23 protein-coding genes and 2 pseudogenes are annotated in these 23376 nt (G+C 74.0%); 10 read left to right on the top strand and 15 right to left on the bottom strand.

Going from position 1 to position 23376, the window contains the following annotated elements:
- Positions 1 to 41: 41 nt before the first annotated feature.
- The 3 genes from AB0469_RS03130 to AB0469_RS03120 all read right to left on the bottom strand — a co-directional run bounded on the left by AB0469_RS03130 (position 42) and on the right by AB0469_RS03120 (position 2654).
- A complete protein-coding gene (locus AB0469_RS03130; protein WP_366449561.1) occupies positions 42 to 1115 on the bottom strand; it encodes a GNAT family protein in 1074 nt (357 codons plus the stop codon).
- A gap of 105 nt (positions 1116 to 1220) precedes the next feature.
- Positions 1221 to 1889, bottom strand: coding sequence for a hypothetical protein (locus AB0469_RS03125; RefSeq protein ID WP_366449560.1), 669 nt, complete (start codon positions 1887 to 1889; stop codon positions 1221 to 1223).
- Between the two features lie 426 nt (positions 1890 to 2315).
- Positions 2316 to 2654, bottom strand: a complete 339-nt coding sequence (locus AB0469_RS03120) for a PadR family transcriptional regulator (protein WP_366449559.1) — start codon at positions 2652 to 2654, stop codon at positions 2316 to 2318.
- A 169-nt stretch (positions 2655 to 2823) separates the two neighbouring features.
- On the opposite strand from AB0469_RS03120, the gene AB0469_RS03115 reads away from it, so the two are divergent.
- Complete coding sequence (locus AB0469_RS03115) at positions 2824 to 3297, top strand: tRNA adenosine deaminase-associated protein (protein ID WP_366449558.1); 474 nt, start codon at positions 2824 to 2826, stop codon at positions 3295 to 3297.
- 5 nt (positions 3298 to 3302) lie between these two features.
- On the opposite strand, the pseudogene AB0469_RS03110 reads toward AB0469_RS03115, so the two are convergent.
- Positions 3303 to 3458 (bottom strand): annotated as a pseudogene (locus tag AB0469_RS03110) (sulfite exporter TauE/SafE family protein); the annotation flags it as partial.
- On the opposite strand from AB0469_RS03110, the pseudogene AB0469_RS03105 reads away from it, so the two are divergent.
- A pseudogene (locus AB0469_RS03105) lies at positions 3445 to 3609 on the top strand (helix-turn-helix domain-containing protein); the annotation flags it as partial. The pseudogenes AB0469_RS03110 and AB0469_RS03105 overlap by 14 nt on opposite strands.
- Before the next feature lie 111 nt (positions 3610 to 3720).
- Here the strand turns inward: AB0469_RS03105 and AB0469_RS03100 are convergent.
- Positions 3721 to 5115, bottom strand: a complete 1395-nt coding sequence (locus AB0469_RS03100) for a S53 family peptidase (RefSeq protein ID WP_366449557.1) — start codon at positions 5113 to 5115, stop codon at positions 3721 to 3723.
- 396 nt (positions 5116 to 5511) lie between these two features.
- On the opposite strand from AB0469_RS03100, the gene AB0469_RS03095 reads away from it, so the two are divergent.
- From AB0469_RS03095 to AB0469_RS03085, 3 genes are all read left to right on the top strand, one after another.
- The gene (locus AB0469_RS03095) at positions 5512 to 7551 is read left to right on the top strand and encodes a M4 family metallopeptidase (protein WP_366449556.1); all 2040 of its coding nucleotides are present in this window, start codon (positions 5512 to 5514) and stop codon (positions 7549 to 7551) included.
- 246 nt (positions 7552 to 7797) lie between these two features.
- Entirely contained in the window at positions 7798 to 8370 is a 573-nt protein-coding gene (locus AB0469_RS03090) for a hypothetical protein (RefSeq protein ID WP_366449555.1), read from the top strand.
- A 388-nt stretch (positions 8371 to 8758) separates the two neighbouring features.
- On the top strand, positions 8759 to 9004 hold the full coding sequence (locus AB0469_RS03085) for a PQQ-binding-like beta-propeller repeat protein (RefSeq protein ID WP_366449554.1): 246 nt from the start codon (positions 8759 to 8761) through the stop codon (positions 9002 to 9004).
- On the opposite strand, the gene AB0469_RS03080 is transcribed toward AB0469_RS03085, so the two are convergent.
- On the bottom strand, positions 8958 to 9692 hold the full coding sequence (locus AB0469_RS03080) for a TetR family transcriptional regulator (protein WP_366449553.1): 735 nt from the start codon (positions 9690 to 9692) through the stop codon (positions 8958 to 8960). The genes AB0469_RS03085 and AB0469_RS03080 overlap by 47 nt on opposite strands.
- A 111-nt stretch (positions 9693 to 9803) precedes the next feature.
- Here AB0469_RS03080 and AB0469_RS03075 point away from each other — a divergent pair, with 111 nt between their 5' ends.
- Both AB0469_RS03075 and AB0469_RS03070 read left to right on the top strand, forming a co-directional pair.
- Positions 9804 to 10997 (top strand): cytochrome P450, encoded by a 1194-nt coding sequence (locus tag AB0469_RS03075; RefSeq protein WP_366449552.1) that lies wholly within the window; start codon positions 9804 to 9806, stop codon positions 10995 to 10997.
- Positions 10998 to 11002: 5 nt separating this feature from the next.
- Positions 11003 to 11221: a ferredoxin gene (locus AB0469_RS03070; protein WP_366449551.1), complete on the top strand. Its 219-nt coding sequence runs from the start codon at positions 11003 to 11005 to the stop codon at positions 11219 to 11221.
- Positions 11222 to 11225: 4 nt separating this feature from the next.
- Here AB0469_RS03070 and AB0469_RS03065 read toward each other — a convergent pair whose 3' ends face one another.
- On the bottom strand, positions 11226 to 12080 hold the full coding sequence (locus AB0469_RS03065) for an MOSC domain-containing protein (RefSeq protein WP_366449550.1): 855 nt from the start codon (positions 12078 to 12080) through the stop codon (positions 11226 to 11228).
- Positions 12081 to 12285: 205 nt separating this feature from the next.
- Between AB0469_RS03065 and AB0469_RS03060 the strand changes: the two genes are divergently transcribed.
- Positions 12286 to 13140, top strand: coding sequence for a methyltransferase domain-containing protein (locus tag AB0469_RS03060; protein ID WP_366449549.1), 855 nt, complete (start codon positions 12286 to 12288; stop codon positions 13138 to 13140).
- A 77-nt stretch (positions 13141 to 13217) separates the two neighbouring features.
- On the opposite strand, the gene AB0469_RS03055 is transcribed toward AB0469_RS03060, so the two are convergent.
- Positions 13218 to 14477 carry a hypothetical protein gene (locus tag AB0469_RS03055; protein ID WP_366449548.1) on the bottom strand — a complete coding sequence of 420 codons (1260 nt, stop codon included), beginning with the start codon at positions 14475 to 14477 and terminating at the stop codon, positions 13218 to 13220.
- 331 nt (positions 14478 to 14808) lie between these two features.
- Positions 14809 to 15396, bottom strand: a complete 588-nt coding sequence (locus AB0469_RS03050; RefSeq protein ID WP_366449547.1) for a GNAT family N-acetyltransferase — start codon at positions 15394 to 15396, stop codon at positions 14809 to 14811.
- A gap of 191 nt (positions 15397 to 15587) precedes the next feature.
- On the opposite strand from AB0469_RS03050, the gene AB0469_RS03045 reads away from it, so the two are divergent.
- Positions 15588 to 16097 (top strand): RidA family protein, encoded by a 510-nt coding sequence (locus AB0469_RS03045; protein ID WP_366449546.1) that lies wholly within the window; start codon positions 15588 to 15590, stop codon positions 16095 to 16097.
- Positions 16098 to 16231: 134 nt separating this feature from the next.
- Here the strand turns inward: AB0469_RS03045 and AB0469_RS03040 are convergent, their stop codons facing one another.
- The 5 genes from AB0469_RS03040 to AB0469_RS03020 form a co-directional block, all read right to left on the bottom strand.
- Positions 16232 to 17629 carry a hypothetical protein gene (locus AB0469_RS03040; RefSeq protein ID WP_366449545.1) on the bottom strand — a complete coding sequence of 466 codons (1398 nt, stop codon included), beginning with the start codon at positions 17627 to 17629 and terminating at the stop codon, positions 16232 to 16234.
- A gap of 457 nt (positions 17630 to 18086) precedes the next feature.
- Positions 18087 to 18731, bottom strand: coding sequence for a GAP family protein (locus AB0469_RS03035; RefSeq protein ID WP_366449633.1), 645 nt, complete (start codon positions 18729 to 18731; stop codon positions 18087 to 18089).
- Between the two features lie 191 nt (positions 18732 to 18922).
- Entirely contained in the window at positions 18923 to 20284 is a 1362-nt protein-coding gene (locus tag AB0469_RS03030; RefSeq protein WP_366449544.1) for a chloride channel protein, read from the bottom strand.
- A gap of 850 nt (positions 20285 to 21134) precedes the next feature.
- Positions 21135 to 21914, bottom strand: a complete 780-nt coding sequence (locus AB0469_RS03025; RefSeq protein WP_366449543.1) for a neocarzinostatin apoprotein domain-containing protein — start codon at positions 21912 to 21914, stop codon at positions 21135 to 21137.
- A gap of 266 nt (positions 21915 to 22180) precedes the next feature.
- A complete protein-coding gene (locus AB0469_RS03020) occupies positions 22181 to 22714 on the bottom strand; it encodes a type 1 glutamine amidotransferase domain-containing protein (RefSeq protein ID WP_366449542.1) in 534 nt (177 codons plus the stop codon).
- A gap of 233 nt (positions 22715 to 22947) precedes the next feature.
- Between AB0469_RS03020 and AB0469_RS03015 the strand changes: the two genes are divergently transcribed.
- Entirely contained in the window at positions 22948 to 23136 is a 189-nt protein-coding gene (locus AB0469_RS03015; RefSeq protein ID WP_366449541.1) for a DUF6381 family protein, read from the top strand.
- A gap of 23 nt (positions 23137 to 23159) precedes the next feature.
- Here the strand turns inward: AB0469_RS03015 and AB0469_RS03010 are convergent, their stop codons facing one another.
- Entirely contained in the window at positions 23160 to 23342 is a 183-nt protein-coding gene (locus tag AB0469_RS03010; protein WP_366449540.1) for a hypothetical protein, read from the bottom strand.
- Positions 23343 to 23376: the final 34 nt, after the last annotated feature.

The raw sequence follows: 23376 nt of genomic DNA, 5'->3' as shown, positions 1-23376 counted from the left end.
CGTCCGGTCGACGGGCCGGCGGCCGGCTGCCCCGGGCGCGTTCAGCCCCGGGCGGCTCGCAGGACGTAGCGGACGCCGTCCCCCTCGGTGGAGCCGGTCCGCTCGAAGCCCACCCGGCCGACCACGCCGTGGGAGGGGGCGTTGTCCGCGTCGACCGAGGCGTGCAGCGCGGTCACGCCCGGCTGGGCGAAGGCCCAGGCTGCCAGGCCGCCCAGCGCGTCGGTGGCGTAGCCGTTGCCGCGGGCGGACGGTACGAGGTCGTAGCCGATCTCCGCGTTCCCCTCCGCGTCCGGGGCGCCGTGGAAGCCGATCCCGCCGATGGCGCGCCGGTCCTCGGTCCGGACGATGGCGTACGGGCCCCACCCCGGGCGGTGCGTGCCCTGCTCCCCGGCCTTGAGCACCATGCCGGACGCGACCCGGGTGCCCTCGCCGGGCCCGTCCCCGGCCCAGGCGAAGCCGCCGGTGCCGCCCGCGTGGAGGTCGGCGGCGATCTGGGGGGAGATCTCGCAGAGGACGACGCGGCCCGCCGGGACGGGTTCGGCGTACCAGCGCCAGACCGGCCGGCGGGGCAGGTCCGCGAGGGCGGCCCGGCCGGTCACCCACAGGAGGGTCGGCCACGGAGCGGCACCGGCGCGCGGCGCCTGCGGGAAGAGCCGGTCGAGGACCTGTTCGCAGAGGGCCGGGTCGGGCTCCCAGTCGTGGACGCCCAGGGCGCCCAGGATGTCGTGGGTGTGCAGCAGGGTCTCGACGACGCCCATGGCCGCGAAACCGTCCGCGTCGGCCATGCCGGACGGGTGCCAGGCCCGGACCTCCGGGCGGGCCGCGGCCACGACGGCGGACAGCAGCCCTCCGGTGGCCTCGATGACCTCGATCAGGCCGTCGGGGGTGGTGCCGGGGTCCGCGCTGATCTCGAAGGGGACCCACCCGCCGGTCGCGTGCCCCGTGAGCTGGGCGGCGTACGCGGTGAAGTCGCCCGCGATGTGGACGGCGGTGTCGTAACAGCTCCACTCCAGCCCGGCGGCGGGGGTGGACCAGTCGAGGTGCGCCACCCCTCGGAGCGCCTGCGCGGTGAGGGACACGGACCGGTCCACGGCATGGGGGGTCATGATCGTCATGGGCTGCACCCTAAGGTCACCACCCGCGGCCCGGCCAGCGGATATCCCCCGCGACCACGGGCATCGTCGCCGATGCCCGGGTGCGCGGGCCGGTCGTCCGGGGGCTCAGCGGGGGGCGGACAGGCCGGCGCGCTCCAGTGCGCGCAGTGCGGCCCGCCGGTCCTCCGGCGCGTGCTCGTCCGCGGCCTCGTCCGCTTCCTCCAACGCCGCCTCGACGTCGGAAGCGCTGAGGCGGTACGCCTCTGCCGCCGCCAGGAGTTCCGCCGCCCGCCCCGGGAGCAGGCCCCGGTCTGAGTGCACCAGCAGGCTCAGGGCCTCCTCGCGCACCGCGAAGCGGCTCATGCCGCAGTCGAGTCCATCGTCCTTCAGCCCCTCCGGGTAGGGCGCGCGGGCCCAGGTGCCGTCCTCGTACCAGTAGACGCAGCCCAGTTCCCAGCCTTCCAGCAGACCCCGCAGCCGTTCGAAGGGCAGCCAGTGCGGTGCCTGCGCCAGCATGTCGATCGCGGGCTCGTGCCACTTGACGCCGCTGGACTCGTCCTCGCCGTAGAGCACGTAGCGGCCCCCGCCCATCGGCGCGAGGGTCCACCAGGTGCAGCCGCAGTCGTCGAGGTGCAGCCCCTCCCCGTCGATCCAGGTGCCGGTGCGGTGGACGCGCGGCGTCTCCTCCGCCTCCTCGGTGGCCTCCAGGACGGCGGCCAGGGCCCAGCGGGCCCAGAGCAGTTCGGCCGCCGGCAGGTTCTCGGGCCTCCCGGGCCTCTCGATCTCCGTCTCCACGTGTGCCGGCGCTCCTTCGCTCCTCGTGCGGTGCCTCCCGGTGATCGTAGGGCAGCCGTGTCCCGGGGCCGGCCGGGGCCTGCGACGCGGGGTCGGTCGCCCGGCGGCCGCCGGGCCGACGCCGGTGCGGGGAGGGGGTCGAGGGCGGTGGTGAGCCGGCGCCGGAGGACGGGCCCGAGCCTGCGGTCGACCAGGCGGTTCAGTGCGGCGGCCAGGAGGAGGGAGAAGAGGAGGCCGAGGGCGATCGACGGAAGCAGGCCCAGGAACGGCACCGTCCTGAGGACGCCCCGGGTGACGGGTATGCCGACGCTCTGGTGGACCAGGCAGAAGGGGTAGGTCAGGGCGCCGGCGTGGACGAGGGTCCGCCAGGAGAGGTGGCGCAGCCGGCTGAGGGAGGCCAGGGCGGGCAGCGCAGCAGTACGGGGTTCACGCGGTGGCCGCCTTGCCGGTGACACCCAGGCGGCGGGTCGCCTCGCGCGCGGTGGCCGTGATCCGCTCGGCCTCGGCGGCCAGGGCCGCGCGTCCGGGTGCGGTCAGGGTGTAGGTGCGCCGCAGCCGGCTGTCGACGACCTCCTCCTTGTGGACCTCGATCAGGCCTTGCTGCAACAGCCGTTCCAGCGCGCCGTAGAGCGTGCCGGTCCGCATCTTCACCCGCCCGCCCGAGATCCCCTCCACCTCGCGTGCGATCGCGTAGCCGTGACGGGGTTCGTCCGCGAGCGCGGTGAGGAGGAGCAGGGTCGGTTCCTGCATCGCACGATCAGTCATGTGATCACTATATGCCGGTCAACGACATATGCAGTCGGGGGGACCTCCCGTACGGCCGGCGAGGGTGGCCGCCGGGGGCGGTCCGGCCTGCCGCAGGGGTGTGCTCCGTGCGGGCCACGACAGCCCCCGCCATGGCTATCGGGTGCGCCGGCGGGGCACCTGTGGGGCCGTGACAGCACACAAGAACCACCGGTACGCGGTCGCCGTCGTCCAACGGGACGGCCGCCGGCACTGCACTCGACTGGACCGCACCGCGCTCACGGGCCTCGACGAAGCGATCGCCGCGGTGCGCGGCGAGGGGGCCACGGACACGGTGTTCGGCTTCTTCAACGCGGACGAGGCGTTCTTCCTGATCCTGCGCTCCGCGCCGACCGGCACGGCCCTCCTCCTGTCGGACGCACGGGCCGCGCACCGGCACACGCTCGCCGCGCAGGCCCTCGACGCCCTCGGCGCCGGCCCTCCCGGCGCCGACGCACCGCAGGGGCGCCCGACGGGGGACCTCGGCATCGTCGCCGCCCTCGGGCTCACCGCCGACGGCATGGCCGCCGTCCTGTCCGGGCCGGACCGTCTGCCGGACGACCAGCTGCGGCTGATCGCGGAGCGGTGCGGCTTCGCCGCCGAGTTCGACCGCGTGAAGGCGTGAGGTCCTCACGGGGTCCGGGCCGGCACGGCCGTCAGCACCGGGCACGGGAGGACGACGCAGCCCCCGGCGTGCAGGCGGTCCGGGATGCGCGGGGGCCTTCGGCGCAGGAGGACGACGGCCGGGAGGGCGCCGAGGAGGAGCGGGGCGGCGGCCTGGCGGTCCCGGGCCCGGCTGCTCGCCTCGATCCCCCTCCTGCGCCACAGGACCGTCACCGAAGTCGCGACCCTGCTCGGGTACGCCTCCCCGGCGGCGTTCTCCTGCGCCTTCACGCGCGCCTTCGACGTGCCGCCGTCCTCCATGAGGCGGCGCTGACCGGCGGCACGTACCGGCAGGAGGGTCACGGGCCGCGGCCGGCCCGGACGGTTGGCGCACCGCCCTCCCGGGGCGACGCGCCGACCGTGCCGGGCCGGCCGTGGCGGGGCGTCAGCCGCGGCGCCCTTCGCGGGCGAGGGCCGGTACGAAGCGGGCCGCGTCGAGGGTGCCGACGCCGGTGGCCATGTCGTAGCCGTTCACCGCGGTGTAGCCGGTGACGCCCTGGTAGCTGTTGTCCGTACCGTCGTTGACGTCGACGATGCCGGTGGAGCGGTCGTACGCGGAGCGCCCGTACAGGCGGTACAGCGCCTCGTGGATGTCGCCCAGGCGCTTGCCCGCGGCCTGGTCGGCCAGGGCCACGATGCCGGCGAACAGCGGGCTGGACTCGCTGGTTCCGCCGGAGACGTCCCAGCCGGTGGCCGCCGGGTCGTAGCTGGAGTAGAGCCACGCGCCGCCGTCGACCGCGGCGGCCATCGAGATGTCCGGGGTGCCGCGCCGTCCGCCGACGACGCCCTTGACGCCGTTCTGGAAGGCCGGACGGGTGAAGACGTGGGACTGGCCGCCGCCGCCCGCGCCGTTGTCGTTGTAGACGCTCTCGGGGGCGGTGCGCCTGCCCGCGTCGTCCAGGTGCAGCCGGGTCCCGCCGACGGAGGTCACCAGCGGGTCGGAGGAGGGCCAGGAGTTGACGCGCTCGTGGTAGTAGCCCGTCCCGTCGGCGGTGTTGTCGGTGGCTCCTCCGTCGCCGGAGGAGGCGAGCACCGTGACGTGGTTGCGGGCGGCGGCCTCGAAGGCGTAGCGCAGCTTCCCGATGCTGGAGAAGTCGCCCTTGTCGAAGCCGGGGAAGGTGTTCTCGGTCGCTCCGAAGCTCTGGGTGATGACGTCGCCGACGCCGTGGTCGATCAGGGCCTTCTCGGCGTCCATCATCTCCGGCAGCCCGGTGGTGCCCTCGGTCTCCGCGACCGCGGTCTCCACCAGGACGATCCTCGCGTCCGGTGCCACCGCGTGCGCCATCTCCACGTCCAGGGTCGTCTCGCCGGCCCAGCCCAGCATGTCGGCGTTCTCCGGGTCCCACCGGGGGACGTTGCCCCACTTGACCACCTGCACCTTGGTGCTGGGCATCCCGAACTGCCTGCTGTAGACGTCCAGGTCGTGCTGGACGGTCGGCGAGCCGAAGGAGTCCACGATGACGATCGTGCGGCCCCTGCCGGTGATGCCCGCCCCGTAGAGCGGGTTGAGGTCGTACGCCTCGCGGTACTGCAGCGGGGTGTAGCACGCGATCTTCCACTTGGTCCGGCACTCCTCGATGGAGAGCGGGCTTCCCACGGCGCGGACCAGTTGGTGGCCGGCGACGGCGGGACGGGCCGCGGTGCGCGGGACCGTCCGGGTGTGCGCGGAGGCGGTCGGGGTCCCGGTCACCGGGGCGGCCGCCGCCGCGGTGAGCGCGAGGCCGGCTGCCGCGGCCGTGGCGGCCGCGGCGCGCGGCCACGTTCGACGGGCTGGATGCATTGCGGACTCCCTCGGGGGGTGGCGCCGCTCGGAGCGACTTGTCCGCGATCAGACCCGCCAAGTCATGTTCAGAACAAGGCTGTTTGACGCTTGATGCCGAACGCTTTACCTGTTCGCGAATTACGCCATTCACGGTCTTGACTCGGGGCAAGTCATGCCCGGAATCTGGCGAGTTGAACCTGAATAAGGCCATCCATACAGGCGCTGCGCGTCCGCTCAGCGGACGCGGTAGGGCGAAATCCGGACGCCTTTCGGCCAATACCTGACGTGTCCATGGCGATCTTGGAGATCGCTGGCAACCTCTCCACATCCCCAGCACGACGAGATCGACACGCTCCACCCGGCCGGCCGCATCCCGGCCGCCGGTTCCACCCCCCACGCACCGAAGGAGTCCGCGTGAAGTCCACGCACCGGCGGAACGCCACCGCCACAGGGGCCCTGCTCGCCGCAGCCGCCCTCCTCACCGTCGGCGTCCAGGCCGGCACCGCCAGCGCGCAGCCCGAACCGTCCGCGAACGCGGCCGCCCCCAAGGGCCAGGTCCGCAACCCGGGCGCGCTCCCCGCGCAGCTCACCCCCTCGCAGCGCGCCGAGCTCATAGCCAAGGCGCAGAGCACCACGGCCGCCACGGCCAAGGAGCTCGGCCTCGGCCCGCAGGAGAAGCTCCTCGTCCACGACGTGGTCAAGGACCAGGACGGCACCACCCACACCCGCTACGAGCGCACGTACGAGGGACTCCCCGTCCTCGGCGGCGACCTGGTCGTCAACCGCACCGCGGCCGACAAGACGCAGAGCGTCAGCAAGGCGTCCTCCGCCCAGCTGCAGGGCGTCTCCACCTCCGCCCCGGCCGACGCTCCGGCGGCCGCCTCCGCGAAGGCCCTCGACGCCGCCAAGGCGGTCGGCTCCAAGGCCGACAAGGCCGACGCCGCTCCCCGCAAGATCGTGTGGATGGCGAACGGCGTGCCGACCCTGGCCTACGAGACCGTCGTCGGCGGCCTCCAGGACGACGGCACCCCCAACCAGCTCCACGTCATCACCGACGCCAAGACGGGCGCGAAGCTGCACCAGTGGCAGGGCATCGAGACCGGTGTCGGCAACACCCACTACAGCGGCCAGGTCACCCTCGGCACCTCGTCGTCCGGTTCGAACTTCACGCTGAACGACACGGCCCGCGGCGGCCACAAGACGTACAACCTCAACCACGGCACGTCGGGCACGGGCTCGCTCTTCAGCCAGTCGACCGACACCTGGGGCAACGGCGCCAACTCCAACGCCGCCACCGCGGGCGCCGACGCCGCCTACGGCGCCGGGGTCACCTGGGACTTCTACAAGAACGTCTTCGGCCGCTCCGGGATCCGCGGCGACGGCGTCGCCGCCTACTCCCGCGTCCACTACGGCAACGCCTACGTCAACGCGTTCTGGGACGACGGCTGCTTCTGCATGACGTACGGCGACGGGACGAACAACAACGACCCGCTGACCTCGCTGGACGTCGCCGGCCACGAGATGTCGCACGGCGTCACCGCGGCCACCGCCGGCCTCGAGTACAGCAACGAGTCGGGCGGCCTGAACGAGGCCACCTCCGACATCATGGGCACGTCCGTCGAGTTCTACGCGAACAACCCGAGCGACCCGGGCGACTACCTCATCGGCGAGAAGATCGACATCAACGGCGACGGCACCCCGCTGCGCTACATGGACAAGCCGAGCAAGGACGGCGGCTCCGCCGACGCCTGGTACTCCGGCGTCGGCAACCTCGACGTCCACTACTCCTCGGGCCCGGCCAACCACTGGTTCTACCTGGCCTCCGAGGGCTCCGGCGCCAAGGTCGTGGGCGGCGTGAGCTACAACTCGCCCACCTCCGACGGCCTGCCCGTCACCGGCATCGGCCGGGACAAGGCGCAGCTGATCTGGTACAAGGCGCTCACCACCAAGTTCAACTCCACCACGGACTACGCCGGTGCCCGCGCCGGTACGATCGCCGCGGCGACCGAGCTGTACGGGGCCGGCAGCCCCGAGGTCAACGGCGTCACCGACGCCTGGGCCGCCGTCAACGTCGGCGCCCGTTCGGGCGGCGGCAACCCGAACCCGGGCAAGGTATTCGAGAGCACGACCCGCGTGGCCATCCCGGACTCCCCCGGCCCCGCGGTCACCTCGTCGGTCGCCGTCACCGGCATCACCGGCAACGCTCCGAGCACCCTCAAGGTCGGTGTGAAGATCACCCACACCTACATCGGTGACCTCCAGATCGACCTGGTGGCCCCCAACGGGACCTCGTTCCGCCTGCAGAACTCCTCCTCGGACTCCACGGCGAACCTGGACAAGACCTACACGGTGAACGCCTCGGCCGTGGCGGCCAACGGCACCTGGAAGCTGAAGGTCCAGGACAAGGGCGCCGCCGACACCGGCACGATCACCGACTTCAAGCTCACCTTCTGACCGGCCGACCGGCCACGGTCTGACACCAGGTGCCCGGAGCCCCACGGCTCCGGGCACCTTCTCGTGCCCGCGCACCCGCCTCCTCGGCCCTGCCGTGTCCGCGGTGCTGCCGCCGCGCCCCTCCGGCAGGGCACCACCCGGACGGAATCCGCCGGCGCGTCGCCGTCGTCCGACGGGATCATGAGCTGCCGCCGTGCCGTGCCCGGGACGGCGGTCGTCGCCGTGCCGATCCGGGAGGAACCCCCTATGACCCTGGTGCCGGCGCTCCGGCGCGTGTTCGGAGGCGGACCGTTCGCCGAGGTCGGGGAACCGGCTCTGGCCGTCGCCGACGAGCGCTCGCGGACGGTGGCCGCGGCCGGGAACGTCGGGCACCTCCAGTGGAACGGCAACGGGACCGCGGACGACGGGTGGACGGGGCACCGGATCGGCGTCTACGACCAGGACGGCCTGCGGTGCCGGCACCTCGTACGGTCGAGGTACCCCGTGCGGACCCTCGCCTTCCACCCCGTTCTCCCCCTGCTGGCCGCCGGTACGGGACGCTACGACGGCGGCTACTGCTTCGAGGGCGAGCTGCTGCTGATCCGCCTGGACTCCGGCGACGCGGTGTCCGCCCTGCGGTACCCGCGCGAGGTGCTCGACCTGCAATGGGCCGGTGCGACCGAACTCCGCCTGGTCCTGGCGCCGTGCTACGACCGGGAGAACCCGGCGGCCCACCGGCAGGGGCATCCCGTCGTCGTGGCCCGCCCGGACTGGGGCGCCGTCGGACCGGCACGGGCGCGCCCGCCGTTCTCGTCCCCGGTGGCCGCAGGACGGTGCTGAGGCCGCTGGGCCGCCGCCAGGGGCCTGCCGAGCGGCTGATGGCGTTCGACCTCGACGGTCCGGAGGTCGGTCCGGCGGACGGTCCGGAGGTCGGCGGCTTCGACCTGATCAACCACCCCTTCGACGTCCGACGCGCGAGCCGCCCGTACGTCCTGGTGGGCAGCGACCCGGACGAGCCGCACCGGGACGAGTGGGTCTGCGCCCTGGGCCCCGACGGGACGCTGCGGCGGCTCTTCCCGCACTCCTGGCTCCCGCAGGAACATCATTTCGGAGGTCCTGCGGCCGAGATCGGGCCGTCCCTGGTGTACGCCGGCACCGTCCACCACGGCCGGGGGACGCAACCCGGTGGCGCCTACGTGGTACGGCGGTCCCTCGACGGTGCGGTGCGGTGCGGTGGCAGCACCGCACCGACCATCCCGCCACCGCCCTCGACACCGACGGGGACAGCGTCTACGTGGCCTACAACTGCGGAGCTCTGACGGCGCTGGACGCCGACGACGGCTCGGTGCGGTGGCACACCGCCCTCGCGGTCGGCGGAGCGCCGACCACGGGCCTGTCCCTCGCCGTGGCCCCTGGGGGCCGCCTGCTCATCGGGACCGTCGACGGCCGGATCCTGGAGTATCCGACCGGCTGACCTCCGGGCCGCCATGACCGGCCGGGCCGCCATGACCGGCCGCCGGACGGTCCCCCGGCGGGCCGCCCGGCCCGTCGTCGGCGTCCGCCGGCGGGGGCTGCGCCGGCAGCGTCCAGAAGCGGTCCAGGGTGGTCAGCACGAGCCGGCACACCGCCTCCGGGTCCGCGCTGGCCAGGGGTTCGCGGGCGGTGACCGTGCGCATCAGGCCGATCCCGAGCAGCCAGGCCATGGCCAGATCCGCGCGGAGGGCGCCGTCCGGAGAGGGGGCCAGGCCGGCCAGCACCTTCTGGTACTCGCCGCCGAGCTCCCGCAGGGTCGCCGTCGCCTCGTCCCCCCGGCCGACGGACCGCAGGTACACCTCCAGGGAGCGGTCGGCTCCGGGGGCGCTGCGCGTGAGCATCGAGCGCAGGGCGGTCTCGAAGAGGTCCTCCGGAGCGGTCGCGTGCAGCTGTTCCAGGCCGCCCCGGGCCACGACCTCGGTCAGCAGCCCGTGTTTGGACCCGAAGTAGCGGAACAGGAGCGCCTGGTTGGCACCGGCGCGCTCGGCTATCGCCCTGACCGTCGTGCGCTCGTACCCCCGCTCCGCGAACAGTTCGGCGGCGGCTTCGAGCAGCCGCAGCCGGGTGGCGGCGGCGTTGCGGGGGCGTTCCACGGGCTGCGCCCGGGGGGATCGGGGGGATTCGCTCACGCTGTCGTCCTCTCGGAAGGCCCGTCAGGATAACGGCCACAAAGCGTCGTTGACCGGCCGGGTGGCCCGTCCTACGTTGTAAGCAGCTGCTTACAACCCAGGGAGTCCGACGTGACGAGCACCGGCACCACCCCCCTCGCCTACCCCTTCAACACCGCCGAGGGACTCCTGCTCGCCGAGGAGTACGAGCGCGTGCGCGACCGGCCCGGCCTGTTACGCGTGCAGATGCCGTACGGTGAGCCGGCCTGGCTGGTCACCCGTTACGCGGACGCCCGCCTCGTGCTCGGCGACGCGCGGTTCAGCCGTGCGGCGGCCGCCGCGCACGACGAGCCCCGGCAGTCCGAGGGCCGCACCGACAGCGGCATCCTGGGCATGGACCCGCCCGACCACACCCGGCTGCGGTCCCTGGTGGCCAAGGCGTTCACCGTCCGGCAGGTCGAGAAGCTCCGCCCGCAGGTGCGCGCGCTCACCGCGGACCTGCTCGACGAACTGGAGGCGGCCGGCCCGCCGGTCGACCTGGTCGACCGCTTCGCCCTGCCCGTGCCGGTGGCCGTGATCTGCCGCCTGCTGGGCGTGCCGGTCGGGGACCGCCCGCGCTTCCGGGTGTGGAGCGACGCGGCGCTCTCGACCAGCTCGCTCACGGCCGAGGAGTTCGAGGCCAACCTCGAGGAGCTGCGCGCCTACATGGCAGGGCTGATCGAGCTGCACCGCCGGGACCCGCAGGACGACCTGATGACGGCGCTCATCGAGGCCCGGGACACCGACGGCGACCGCCTCTCCGAACCGGAGCTCGTCGACCTGTGCGTGGCGGTCCTGGTGGCCGGGCACGAGACCACGGCCTCCCAGATCCCCAACTTCGTCCTCACCCTGCTCGACCACCCGGAGCAGCTCGCGCTGCTGCGCCGGGAACCCGCCCTGATCGCCAGGGCGGTGGAGGAGCTGCTGCGGTTCGTACCGCTGGGCAGCGGGGCGGGCCAGGCCCGCTACGCCACCGAGGACATCGAGGTCGGCGGCACGCTCGTCCGGGCCGGGGACCCGCTGCTCGTCGCGATCGGCGCCGCCAACCGCGACGCGCTGCGCTTCGCCGCCCCCGGGGTCCTCGACATCCGGCGCCCCTCCAACCAGCACATCGGATTCGGCCACGGCGTCCACCACTGCCTGGGGGCACCGCTGGCCCGCATGGAGCTCCAGGAGGCCCTCGGGGGACTGCTGGCGCGCTTCCCCGGGCTGAAGCTCGCGGGGGACGTCACCTGGAAGACCGAGATGCTGGTGCGCGGGCCGCGCGTCATGCCGATCGGGTGGTGAGCGGCATGACGTGGACCGTGCGGATCGACGCCGGTCTGTGCCTGGGTTCGGGCATCTGCGCGGGTACGGCCCCCGAGGTCTTCGCGCTCGAGGACGACCACGCCCGGCCGCGCGCCGACCGGGTCGCCGCGCAGGAACGGATCCTGGAGGCCGCCGACATGTGCCCGGCGCAGGCCATCACGGTGCACGACGGCACCGCCGTGATCGGCCCCCGCCCCGACTGACCGGTCACGGGCGCGTCCGGGCCGGGTGGGCGGTCACCGCGTCACCGGTCCGGACGGTGCCCGGCTCCAGCACCTCCAGGTACACACCGACGCACGAGAGCCGGCCCAGGTCGAGGACCGGCACACGGTGCTCGCGGGCCACGGTGCGCATGATGCCCGGGTCTGCGGGCAGTTCGCCGTGGGCCAGGTTCGGGACCGCGCAGCGGGGCGTGGGCACGGTCACCCGGAACAGGGCCCGGCCGATCCGCAGGGTGGCGCCGGGCCAGGAGTCCTCGGGGAAGTCCGGCCCGCCGGGGAGGTCGACGACCAGGTTGGGCCGGAAACGCCCGGGGTCGAAGTCCCCGGCGGGGTGGCTGCGCCGGAGCCTGCGCAGGCTGTTGGCGGTCACGAGGTGGACCCGGCCGAAGTCGAAGAAGGTCCCGGCGGCGACCCGTCCCGCGGTGATGGTCTCCCCGGTCCCGTCCACGGAGGCCCGCGCGCGCACCGCCTCGGGGATCCCGCCCTCGTAGGCGGGGACCGCGCGCTCCAGCAGCCCGTGGTCCGGGGGCTCGCCCGACACCGTCACCGGGCGGCCCAGCAGGCCGGACAGCCGCGCGTCCAGTTCCGCGGCCCCGGCGGGCAGCACGACGCCGCCGGGCAGCTCCACCCTGGCCTCCCCCGGGCCGGCCGCGCTGCTGCGGCAGTCCAGGAGGGCGCCCCACTTGCGGGGGTGCTTGGCGCTGCCGACCGCGCCCGCCCCGTCCAGCACGGCGAACGTCCGGTCCCCGGCCAGCCCTTCCTCCGTGATCCGGGCGCTCGTCAGCGCCTCGCCGAGCATGGACTTCACCGGATACCTGCGCAGCGCCACGAGAGTGCCCACCGCCGGATTATCCGATCGGTCCCGGCCGCGGGCCACCGGTTTTCCCCGCCCGCACGCTGCCGGACCGGACCGGGTGTCCCGCGGCCGACCGTGCCGCCGGGACCGCCCGCTCCCCCGGGGGACGCCCGGGAAATCGGAGGCGGCGCCGCCCGCGCGTCCCCTACCATCGGCCCGCACCGACCCGTCTGACACCACCAAGGACTTCGTGAACCACTCGGACCTCCAGGCCAAGGCCCCCGCACTCGCGGCCGCCATGGCCGCCGCCGGCCACAGCCCGGACGCCCAGCTCTCCCAGACCCGCCACCGCATCGCCCTCGTCTCGGACTGGCGGATCGAGCCGGGCTCGACGGTCCTCGAACTGGGCTGCGGGCAGGGGGACATGACCGCCGTCCTCGCGGAGGCGGTCGGCCCGGAGGGGCGCGTGGTGGCCGTCGACGTGGCCGCCCCCTCCTACGGGGCACCGGTCACCCTGGGGGAATCTGCGGCCCGGCTCGCCTCGGGGCCGCTCGGGCCGCGCATCGGCTTCCGCTTCGGCACCGACGTCCTGGACCCTTCGGTCGGCTTCCCCGCGAACGCCTTCGACCACGTGGTGCTCGCGCACTGCTCCTGGTACTTCGCCTCGCACGGACACCTGCGCGACACGCTGGCCCGGGTACGGCCGTGGGCACGGCGACTGTGCTTCGCCGAATGGGACTTGGCGTCCGGATCCGGCGACCGGCTGGCGCACCTCCTCGCCGTGCTGATCCAGGGGCAGATCGAGGCCGCCGGTTCCCACGGCCAGGGCAACGTCCGCACCCCGCTGTCCCGCGAGGCCCTGCTGCGGCTGCTGCCCGAGGCCGGCTGGACGGCCGACGGCAGCGGGCCGGTGGACACCGAGGGCCTGCAGGACGGCGACTGGGAGATCGCCGCCTGCCTCGACCCGGCCGGAACGCAGGAACGCGTGGACGCACTGCCCGAGCCCGTGCGCCGGCTCCTCCTGAGCCAGACCGACGTCCTGCGGGCCGTCGCCGAGCCGCACGGCAACCGGGCGCTCGCCGCCTACACGGTCACCGCGCACTGACACGCGTCCCGGCGGAAGGCGGGCGCGGGCGGGAGGGGCGGGCGGGCCCGTCGCTGCGGCCCGCCCGCCCCGGGCGGTCAGTCGGCCGAGGCGATCTCGTTCACGATCCACGCGCCGAGTTCCTCGGTCATCGTGGTGTGCCCCTCGTTGCGGCCGGCGCACAGGAAGGCGTCGAGCGCGCTGTGGTCCGGGCCGATCGCACGGTAGAGCGCCTTCGGGTCGCCGATCTCACCGGCCGCGACGGCGCTGATGCTGGGGATGAAGCAGGACGTGGTGATGACGTCCGGGTCCACGGTGTTGCCGAGGAGGGTCATGAGGAGGCCGGCCAGGCCGAAGCTGCCGGTGTCGCCCACGGGGGACGGCATGACGAACAGGCCCCCGGGCGCGCCGTCGATCTCGGGCAGGCCGTTGGTGCGCACCGAGACCGCGTCCTCGCCCGTCTTCTGCAGGCGGGCGACCTCCTGGGCGCCCTGCGCCTGGGTTGCCAGCCAGGTGTCGTGCAGCGTTTCGCCGTCGCACCTCACCGCGACCACACCGGGCTTGACCCCGTTGCCCTTACCGGTGCCCACACCGTTGGCGACGCCGATCTTGCGGACGCTGCGCGGCCATCCGCCGAGCGCGTCGAGCTCCTTCAGGAACTCGGCCCGTTCCGGCGCCGGCGCCGGGGTCTCGCCGACCTTCTCGATGTGCCAGCGCGCCATCTGCTTCGCGGCGGTGCTGTTGAGCAGTCCGGAGAACTGGCGCAGCACGGGGCCCAGGGTCGGCGCGTCGCCCCACTTGTCCGTCGCGTAGTGCGTGAAGGCCTGCAGGGAGATGGGGAACCACGCGCCGTGGTGCGGGGAGTCGTAGGAGAGGTGGATGGAGGTCTCGTGGTCGGGCAGGGTGGGGTCCTGCTCCATCTTGGCGAGGGCGTAGCGGGTGACGAGTCCGCCCATGCTGAACCCGCCGACCACCAGCTTCGCCCGGCCCACCCGCTCGGCGACGGCCCGGCGGATGCACTCGACGGCGGTTTCCGCGTTGGCGGTGATCGATGCGGTGCGGTCGGTGTAGCCGAGGATGATCACGTCGCGGCCGGTCGCGTGGAGCTCGGAGATGAAGCGGAAGTCCCCGTTCTCCTCCAGCCCGTGCCAGAGCTGGTCGAGGTCGCTGGACCCGCTGGAGAACCCGTCGGAGAGGATGACGGGCCTGACGAGCTGCCTGCGGTTCAGCGGGCTGTAGTAGACCCAGGCCATTCCGCCGGCGAGTGCCCATTCGTCATGCGGTTCCGGAGCGGGCGGGAGCGTGGAACGGGCCCCGGGGGCGACGGGGCCCCAGACGTCAACGACAGGTGCGGACATGATCAGCCGACTCCTTGTGCGGTGCGGTTCGCGGATACGCCGATTGGCCGGTGCCGTCTCGCACCTTCGCGGGACCCGGCCACCCCTCCATGGTTACAGAAAGTGCGCGTCCCGTTACTCAACGTGCCCGACGATTCGTAACCCCTTGCGTAACTCCAACCCCACCTGCCCCGTTAGCACCTTCCGCCCCTACCGCATCACCCTGCGGGCTCCCACAACCCCTCAGTCGTGCGTCCACCAGGCGCATGTGCATCCCGGATCGCAGACTGGGAGCTCGGCGAGGTGGCTTCCGAGCAGCCGGGCGGACGGGTGGTGGCGACCGGCGCCGGGATCAGAGGTCGCCGTGGACCAGGGCGTGCAGGTGCTCGTCGTGCCAGCCGTCCTCGTGCAACAGGGCGCTGCGCATCGTGCCTTCGAGGGAGAATCCGGCCTTCTGGGCCACCCGGCACGACGCGGGATTGGCCACCGCGTGACACAGCCGGAGCCGGTGCAGGCCCAGGTCGTCGAACGCCCACCGGCTCACGCTTCGCGTGGCATCGACCATGGCGCCGCGGCCCCGCCCTTCGGGCAGGATCCAGTACACGATTTCGGCACTGCCGCCGGCGAGGTCGATGTCACCCCATCCGATCAAGCCCACGGCCCGGCCGTCGGCGGGCCCGGCGACGGCCCATATCGCGCTCTGCTCCTCGCGCCAGCGCTCGTGCATGCGGCCGATCCGCTCGCGCGCCTGCGCCCGCGACGTCACGACGAGCCGGTTCCACTGGCGGATGGCCGGTTCCCGGGAGGCGGCCACCAGTGCGTCGGCGTCGCTGATGCGCCAGGGGCGCAGCTCCAGACCGCCGGGGAGGGCCAGCACGGGTTGTTCCATCGCGGCCAGGCGGCCTGCGGGGACGACGGGTGGTACGGGTGGAGTGATCATCCCGGCATCGTGCCACGGGCCTCCGGCGGACGGACCCGGGCCGAAGTCCCCGCAGGGAAGGGCGAGCAGCCGGGCGTGCGGAGTTCCGGCCTGCGGGGTGCCGTCCGCGCGATTCCCGTTCGAGGGGTTCTCCTTTCCGCCGTGACAGCGTCGGGGCTCCGGGATCCACCAGGAACGAAGGGACGATGGGAATGGCCAAGTCAAGGCGCAGGTTCGGCATCGGCGCCGTGGTCGCCGCGATCGCAGCCGCGATGATCACGGTCACGGGACTCCAGGGAGCCAGTGCCCAGGACCTGGCACGCCGGGGCTGGGACCACTTCGGGTTCGGGGTGCCGTGGGAGGAGTCCTACGGGTACTCGCAGGGCATCAGGGCCGGGGACACGATCTACATCTCGGGACAGGTGTCCCACGACGAGGCCGGGAACTTCATCGGCGCCGGCGACTTCGAGAAGCAGGTGCGCCAGTCGTTCGCCAACCTGGACAAGGTCCTCGCGCACTACCGGGTCCCGCGCAGCCAGATCATCAGCATGAAGATCTTCACCAAGGACCTCCGCCAGAACTTCGACACGGCCGCCAGGCTGCACAAGGAGTACGTCGGCAACCACCGCACGACCGACACCATCGTCGGCGTCAGCGACATGTCCGTGCCGGAGCAGCTCGTGGAGATCGAAGCCATCGTCCAGGTCTCGCCGCGCTCCTGACCGAACGGGGCCGCGTGGCCACGACCGCCACGCGGCCCGCTCCGCGCACCCTAGCGGCCCGGTGACCGGCAACGGCCGCCGGGCCACGGCACGTCCGCCGGTCCCGCCGGCGGTGTCCGCAGGGCGGCCGGGGGCTACTTCAGGTCGGCGCAGGGGTCGCAGCAGGAGGGGGCTGGCTCCACGCAGACGGTGACCGTGTCCGTGTTGTTCGTGGTGTCGGGGTCCTTCTCGTTCCCGGTGGCGGCGGCCGTGTTGAGGATCCGGCCGGTCTTCTCGGCCTTGGCCCTCAGGACGAGGGTGGCCGTGGCGCCGACGGGCAGGCCTCCCACGGTCCAGCGGCCGGTGGCGGGGTCGTGGCGTCCGGGGCCTTCGGCGGAGAGGAAGGCCAGGCCGTCGGGGAGCCGGTCGGTGACGGTGACGCCGGTGGCGTCGTTCGGGCCGGCGTTGCGGACGGTGATGCGGTAGGTCACCGTCTGGCCCACGGTGACGGTCGTCGCGTCCGCCGCCTTCGTGACGGCCAGGTCGGCGGCGGGCCTGACCTCCGTGAGCTGTTCGTCGGAGGTGGACGTCAGGGGTTCGGGCGTGTCGCCGAGACGGTTCTCGTACGAGGCGGTCGCGGTGTTGCTGACCAGCTTGCCGGCGGCGGCCCGTCCGAGGGTGACCCGGTACTCGACCGTGGTGCCCGCCGGCAGCGTCTCGGTGTTGGCCAGGCTGCCCCCGGCCGTGGCGGACGCGCCGTTGCCGAGGTGGAAGACGACCCTGTTCGCCTGCGCGTCGAAGTGGGCCTGGTCGTCGCCCCGCGCGTCGCTCTTCACCCCGGCGTTCGGTCCGTCGACGATCCGCAGGGAGCCGGGCAGGTACGTGGTGCCCTGCGGTATCGCATCGGTCAGCACGAGGTTCTCCGCCGCTCCGCCGCCCGGGTTCCTGGCGGAGATGCGGTAGGTGAGGACGTCACCCACCTCCAGCGGCCCGGTGGGCGCGGCGGTCTTGTCGAGCACCACGTAGGGGGCGGTGCCGAAGAAGATGCCGTCCAGGAAGTTGCCGATGCCGCGGTTGCCGCCGGCGGCGGAGACGGAGCGGAAGGCGAAGCGGGTCAGCGTCTGGCCCGCCGGGACGGTGTAGGTGCCGGTGTAGTAGCCCCATGCGGTGTTGCCGTCGGTGAAGCGGCGCTGCTCCACGGGCGCGCCGGGCGCGCCGATGTCCAGCGCCATGGTGTCGTCCCCTTGGCGGCCCCGGTGGTACAGCCGCCAGTAGAGCTTCGTCCCGGGGGTCGTCGGCAGGTCCTGGTAGAGCGTGGAGACCTCGTTCGCGTTGAGCTCGGCGAACTGGGCGCCGTCGGCTGCCGGAACGCCCTGGAATCCCGAGTGCCACAGCTCGACCCGGTGGTCGGTGGCGGTCGTGAGCCAGCCCGGGACCCGCTTGGGCGCCTGCGTCTGCGAGGCGTCCGGCAGGATCTCCACACCGGCCACGACGGGATCCTCGAAGCTGCCGTTTGCCAGGGCGACCCGGAGCGGAGCGGGGGGTGTGGCCATGGTTCTTCCCTTCACGTCGACGCTGGTGGAAGGCGCCGCCGACCCGGACGCGTCCTCCGCGTGCCGTGGCGGAGCCGGAACACGCCGTAAGGGCATCGCATCCGGGTGAACACGTAAAGTGACGAACGGAGGGACTCGGCCAATCCCGTGCGACGGGTTTGCGGGATCCGCCCCCTCACCGCTCCTTCCGCACGGTGAGGTGCGCCGGTACGGACGCGCCGCCCCCGCCACACGCGCCTCCCGGCCCTCTTCCGCCTGCGCCGTCACGACCGAAAGCCCCTACCGCACCTGTCGAGCCCATCCCGCGCACGGGTGAATCACCCGTTGGCCGTGTTGACGTTCCGGGTGTCGCGGCTTTCGCGCCCGGGGACGGAGCGGGGACGACTCGGGGACAGAGCGGGGAAGGGTCGGTCACCGAGCGTCATGGCGTTCTGCTTCCCGTGCCGCCGACGGCTCCTCAGGCGACGAGTGCGTAGAGGGCGCTGGCGGTCAGCCAGATTCCGGCCAGCAGCGAGAGGGTGACGATCAGCTGGTCCTGGTGGTGCTCGAGCCAGCTCCGCAGGGCGCTCAGCCGTGCCTGGGCGGCTTCCGGGGCCCAGACGGTGTACAGCTCCATGATCAGGAGGCTGACGGTGGCCAGCAGGCAGTAGCCGGTCAGGGCCAGCCAGTCGGAGACGGAGGAGAGGTCGGCGTCGACGGCCGTGGCGGCGCCGGCCGCCACCAGGGCCCAGGGCTGGAGCAGCCAGGCGAGTGCGGCGGCGGTGGCGAGCGAGGCGTTGTCGATGCGGGCCGTCCAGCTCGGCGGCCGGTACGGGCGGGGCGGCCGCCGGAGGCGGTAGCCGCCGAACAGCACCAGGCCGACGCCGATCGCCAGCTTGGCGGCGACCGCGGCGGTCGACGGCGTGGTGTGGTGGACGGGCGGCGTCCCGCCGGTCAGCAGCACGACGCAGGCGATCACCGCGACCAGGTTGGCCAGCCAGGACAGCAGGTAGGTGAGGCCCTTGCGCACGCCGCGGCGCGACGCCAGCAGCAGGATGAAGGCGCTGTTGTGCAGCGGCCCGAGGGTGATGGCCGTGCCGATCACGACCAGGTCGACGACCATCGGCACAACGGCTCCCGGAGATCGAGGGCCGCCCGGTGTCATCGGGCGGGCGCAGGGCACGGGCGTGCCCGGCGGGCAGGGGGTTCCCGTGCCCGCGCGGGCCGCTTCCCGACTCTGCGGCCCCCGGCCCGGCGGATCAAGCGGGCCACGCCGGTACCGCCGAACCTCTCGGCCGGCCCGCGGTGGTCCGGTCAGGTGGCGGTCGCCGTCGGCCCGGGGCGTGGGGCCTCGGGCGCGGGCCCCGCCGGGAGCCGGGCGAGGTGGAGCGTGGCGACGTAGGAGACCACCACGCCGACGATCACCAGCGGCATCACGGTGAGGCCGTCCGCGCCGAGCAGCAGGGTGGCCAGCATGACGGCGGTCAGGGGCAGTTTCAGCATCGCCACGGTCATCGCGCCGATCCCGATGGCGAATCCGGCAGTGCTCCCCAGTCCGGGCAGGTGGGAGAGGGCGAGGCCGCCGGTCGCGCCCACGAAGATGGCGGGGAAGATCGGGCCGCCGCGGAAGGCGCTCATCGAGGCGCTGTAGGCCAGGGCCTTGCACACCAGCAGGACGACGAGGGTGGCCGCGGTGTAGCCCGCGCTGTCGGCCAGCAGGGGTGCGAGGGCGTCCTGGCCGGAGAACAGCACGCCGGTCACCGGCCGGTCCGTGATCACCGCGTACAGCAGCGCGATCACGCCGACGGCCACGCCCATCAGGACGGTGAGCGGCAGCCGGTGGCGCTCGACGACGGCCTGGAGGGAGAGTGAGGAGCGGCGGATCGCCTCCCCGAGGAAGGCGGCGGCGACGCCCGCGACGACCGCCCAGGCGAACTCGCCGACGGTGGGCGGGCCGACGGGCGGCACGTGGGTGAGCGCCAGCGAGAAGGTGCCGAGGCCGGTCCAGTTGCCCAGGCCGGTGAAGATCAGCGACCCGACCCCGGCGGAGAGCAGGCCCGGCACCAGCACCACGCCCATCATCGGGCCGCCCAGGCCGGTGGCCTCCATGAGGAGGAAGGCGCCGACGAGCGGGGATCCCAGCAGTTCGCTGATGGCCGCGAAACTTCCGGCCGCCCCGACCACGGCCACGGCGGTGGGCGGGGCGTCGCGCTTGAGGAGCTTGGCCGCGCCGACGGCGAGCCCGCCGCCGAGCGCGATCAGCGGGGCCTCCGGGCCGAGGACGGCCCCGAGGCCGAGCGTGGCGAGCGCGGCGAGCGCCACACCGGGCACCATGGCGAACGAGGGTACGCCGCCGGTCTTGAGGCCCTCGGCCGGCTTGTGGCCGCCTCCGCCCGGCAGGTGCCGGATCGTCAGGGCGACCAGTGCGCCGGCGACCGCGAGCGGCCCGATCGCCCACCAGTCGGGGGTCCCGTGGAAGCCGAGGTGCTCGGGCAGGTCGTGGTAGAGCAGCGACTGGAGTTCGGACACCAGGGCGAGGAAGCCGAACGCGACGGCCGAGATCGGGACGCCGAGCAGCGCCGAGATCACCAGCACCGACACGTAGCCGCGGCTGCGGACGATCGCCAGCGCGTCCTGTGGCGCTGCGGTGCCCTCGGCGGGTGGTCCGGCTGACATGTGCATCGTCTCCTTGGGATCCGGCCCGCATCCGGAACACCGGGCGCGCGGGCCTGAGTCTGGGGGTGGCACGGGCACCGGCCGTCGCTGCCCCGCCGGTGACCGGGCCCGGCCGGGAGCCGGGCCGCGCGGCGGGCGTCGGCCGAGGGGGCCGTGGTGCGCCCTACCGCCGCGGGGCAATGCGCGTGGGGGCCTCACCGGGTGCGGCCGGCTCCTGCCGGGCGGCGTCGTACGCCGGTATGGCGGTGCTCGGGTCGTCGGCCACCGGCTGTCCCTCCTGGCTGGGCGGCACGCCGTCCGGCGGCGGTCCGCATCCGTCCTGCGCATCATCGCGGGCGGGGACGACCGAGTACCGCTGCGGCACGCTCGGACGCGCGATCGGTGGCGGCGGCCCCCCGCGGGGCCCCGGGGCGGCACGGCGGGCGTCTCCGGCCGAGGACGGCCGATCGGGTGAGGTCCGGCGGGTCTGCCGGGCAGCGGCGGCCCGGGGTCCCGGGCTGCCGGTTGGCGGCGGCCCGGGGTCCCGGGCTGCCGGTTGGCGGCGGCCCGGGGTCCCGGGAACGGCCGGCCGGATGCGGTGTGCGCTACGCCGCCGGGGCGAGCGGCGCCGGCCCCTCCGTGACCACGGGGCACGGGCGGCTCGCCGGGCACGGGGGCTGCGGCGAGGCCGTGCTCCCTCCCCGCGCGTCCGGGCGCGGGGACGGGTACGACGGGGTGGGGAGTCCTTCGAGGTCCTGCCGGGTGACCGGCGTCGCCACGGCGTCCGCTCGGCCGGAGCCACCGGTGCCCCCGCGGCGGCCGCGGCGCGAGGGCGCCGGGACGCGCGGGGGCCGGGCACAGCCGGGTGCCGTCAGCGGCCGGCCGGGGTACCCGCCGGGGCGAAGCGGACGGTCTGGGACACCGCGTGCGGGCCGCGGACACGGGTCCCGAACACGACCACCTCGCAGCCCGGAGCGACCCGGCAGTCGACCGTGCGCCCGTCACCGGTGGTGAAGGTCTCCGAGAGCACGACCGTCTCGTCCAGCCGCCCCTGGTCGGTGGTGGCGGGCGGGCGGCCCCGGGTACGGCAGCCGGTGGCCTCCGTGGCGCCGGCGGCGCACTCCAGGACCACCGAGTGGTACTGCGGCTCGTAGCCGCGGCCGGTGACGTGTACGGACTGCCCGTCCACCAGCCCCTCGGAGGGGTCCACCCGCACGGTGGGAGCCGCCTCCAGCGCACCACCCGGCCGGAAGTCCAGCGCGACGGTGGTGAGCACGGCGCCGGTGTTGTCCGTCAGGGCCAGCCGGCACGGGTGCGCGGCGGTGGCGGTACGGCAGTCGAAGGTGCCCGTGCCCGTGGCGAGCTGTGCGTAGAGCTTCTTCGGCGACACCGGCAGGGTGCCGTCCGGCAGCACGCGGAACTGCCGTCCGGTGTCCTCGTCACAGGCTCCCGCCACCGTGTCCGGGGCACACAGTTCGACCCACACGTACGCCTTGGGCGGACCGGCCTTGACCGAGAACGCGACGATGTCCCCGTCGAGCAGCCCGGCCGTCCGCTTCACCACCAGCTGCGGAGCCGCCGGCACCGCCTCCGCCACCCCGCCCCCGGCCAGTCCGGCCCCGGCCAGTCCGGCCCCGGCCAGGGCCACCACGAGCCCGGCTCTCCCGAGAACCCTCCACGGTCCCATTGCCGCCCCCTCCTGTTGCGCGTGTCAGGACGAGGGGATCCTCCTGTCCCCCGGCGTCCCCCACAAGGACGCGATCAGGCCGCGTCCCGGAGCGTCCGGGGGCCGCAAGTGCCCGGGCCGGACGACCGGAACACGGCGATCACGGACGCCGGCGGCCGCGGTCACACGGAGCCGGGGAACCCCGGGACCGACGACCCCGTCTGCCGGTGATGTCCGGGGCACTGCGCGGTTCAGCCTCCGAAGACGGTTACGAACGCCTCGCAGAACGCGTCCAGGTCGTCCGGTTTGCGGCTGGTGATCAGGGGGCTGGCGCCCGCCCGGCAGATGTGGACCTGTTCGTCCACCCAGGTGCCGCCGGCGTTGCGGATGTCGGTGGCCAGGCTGGGCCACGAGGTCAGGGTCCGTCCCCGGACGACACCGGCCTCCACCAGCAGCCACGGCGCGTGGCAGATGGCGGCCACCGGCCGGCCCGCCTCGAAGAAGCCGCGCGTGAAGCCGACCGCCGACGCGCTCGTCCGCAGCGCGTCGGGATTCGCGACTCCCCCGGGCAGGACGAGGGCGTCGAAGCTCTCGTCCGTACGGCCGGTCAGGACCCGGTCGACCCGGTACGTACCGGCCTTGTCCAGGTGACGCATCGCCTGGACCTCCCCCGGCTTCGTCGAGACCAGCCGCGGGGTCCAGCCTGCCCCGAGGACCGCCTTCCAGGGCCAGGTCAGTTCGACCTCCTCGACGCCTTCGGGCGCCGTCAGGAATGCGATGCGCACGGTACTCACGTCCTTTCGAGGGCATTTCCCCGCTGCGGGCGGCCGGGCGCGGCCGCGGATGGGCGGGGACCGGGGGCCGGCTCCGGCGAGGTGGCCCGTGTCCGCGCCTACCCGCCGGGCCGCCCCTCACACGGTGCGGGCGCCCCTCCCCTGCGGCCCGGCTGCGGTGGCGGGTGCGGCCCGGTGCTGTTTGGCTGGGAGCCCACCCTCCCCCCACCACCCGAGGACCGGTCATGAGCAAGGACAACGGGCCGAACGAACGGGCCCGCGAGATGCGCGACAAGGCCCAGGAGCTGGAGCAGGCCGCCCAGCGGGCGACGGATCCCGCGGAGCAGCAGCGGCTGAGGAACAAGGCCCTGCACATCCGTCAGAAGAGCGAGGAGCAGAACGGTCCGGGCAGCGGGACCATGGACCCCATGTAGGCCGGGCGCTGCGCCCCGGGGAGTCATGACGCGTCGTCGTGGTCGCGGGCCACGGCCCGCTCCTGCCGCCGCCTCAGCTCCTCGGGGGTCCGTCCGGGCACCGGCCTGCTGGCCTCGGGGTGCACCGGGTCCGGGCCCGGATGCTCCTGCACCTGCTCCTCCCGGCCGATGCCGGGCTCCTGCTTCTTGTGCTTCATGCCGCTCATGGCAGCCGCTCCTCGTGCTTGCGTGCGGACGGGG

This window comes from Streptomyces sp. NPDC093801 (assembly GCF_040701585.1).
Classification (GTDB): Bacteria; Actinomycetota; Actinomycetes; order Streptomycetales; family Streptomycetaceae; genus Streptomyces.
Note: the sequence above shows the minus strand (reverse complement) of the source record. Positions and strands in the feature narration are given on the sequence as shown.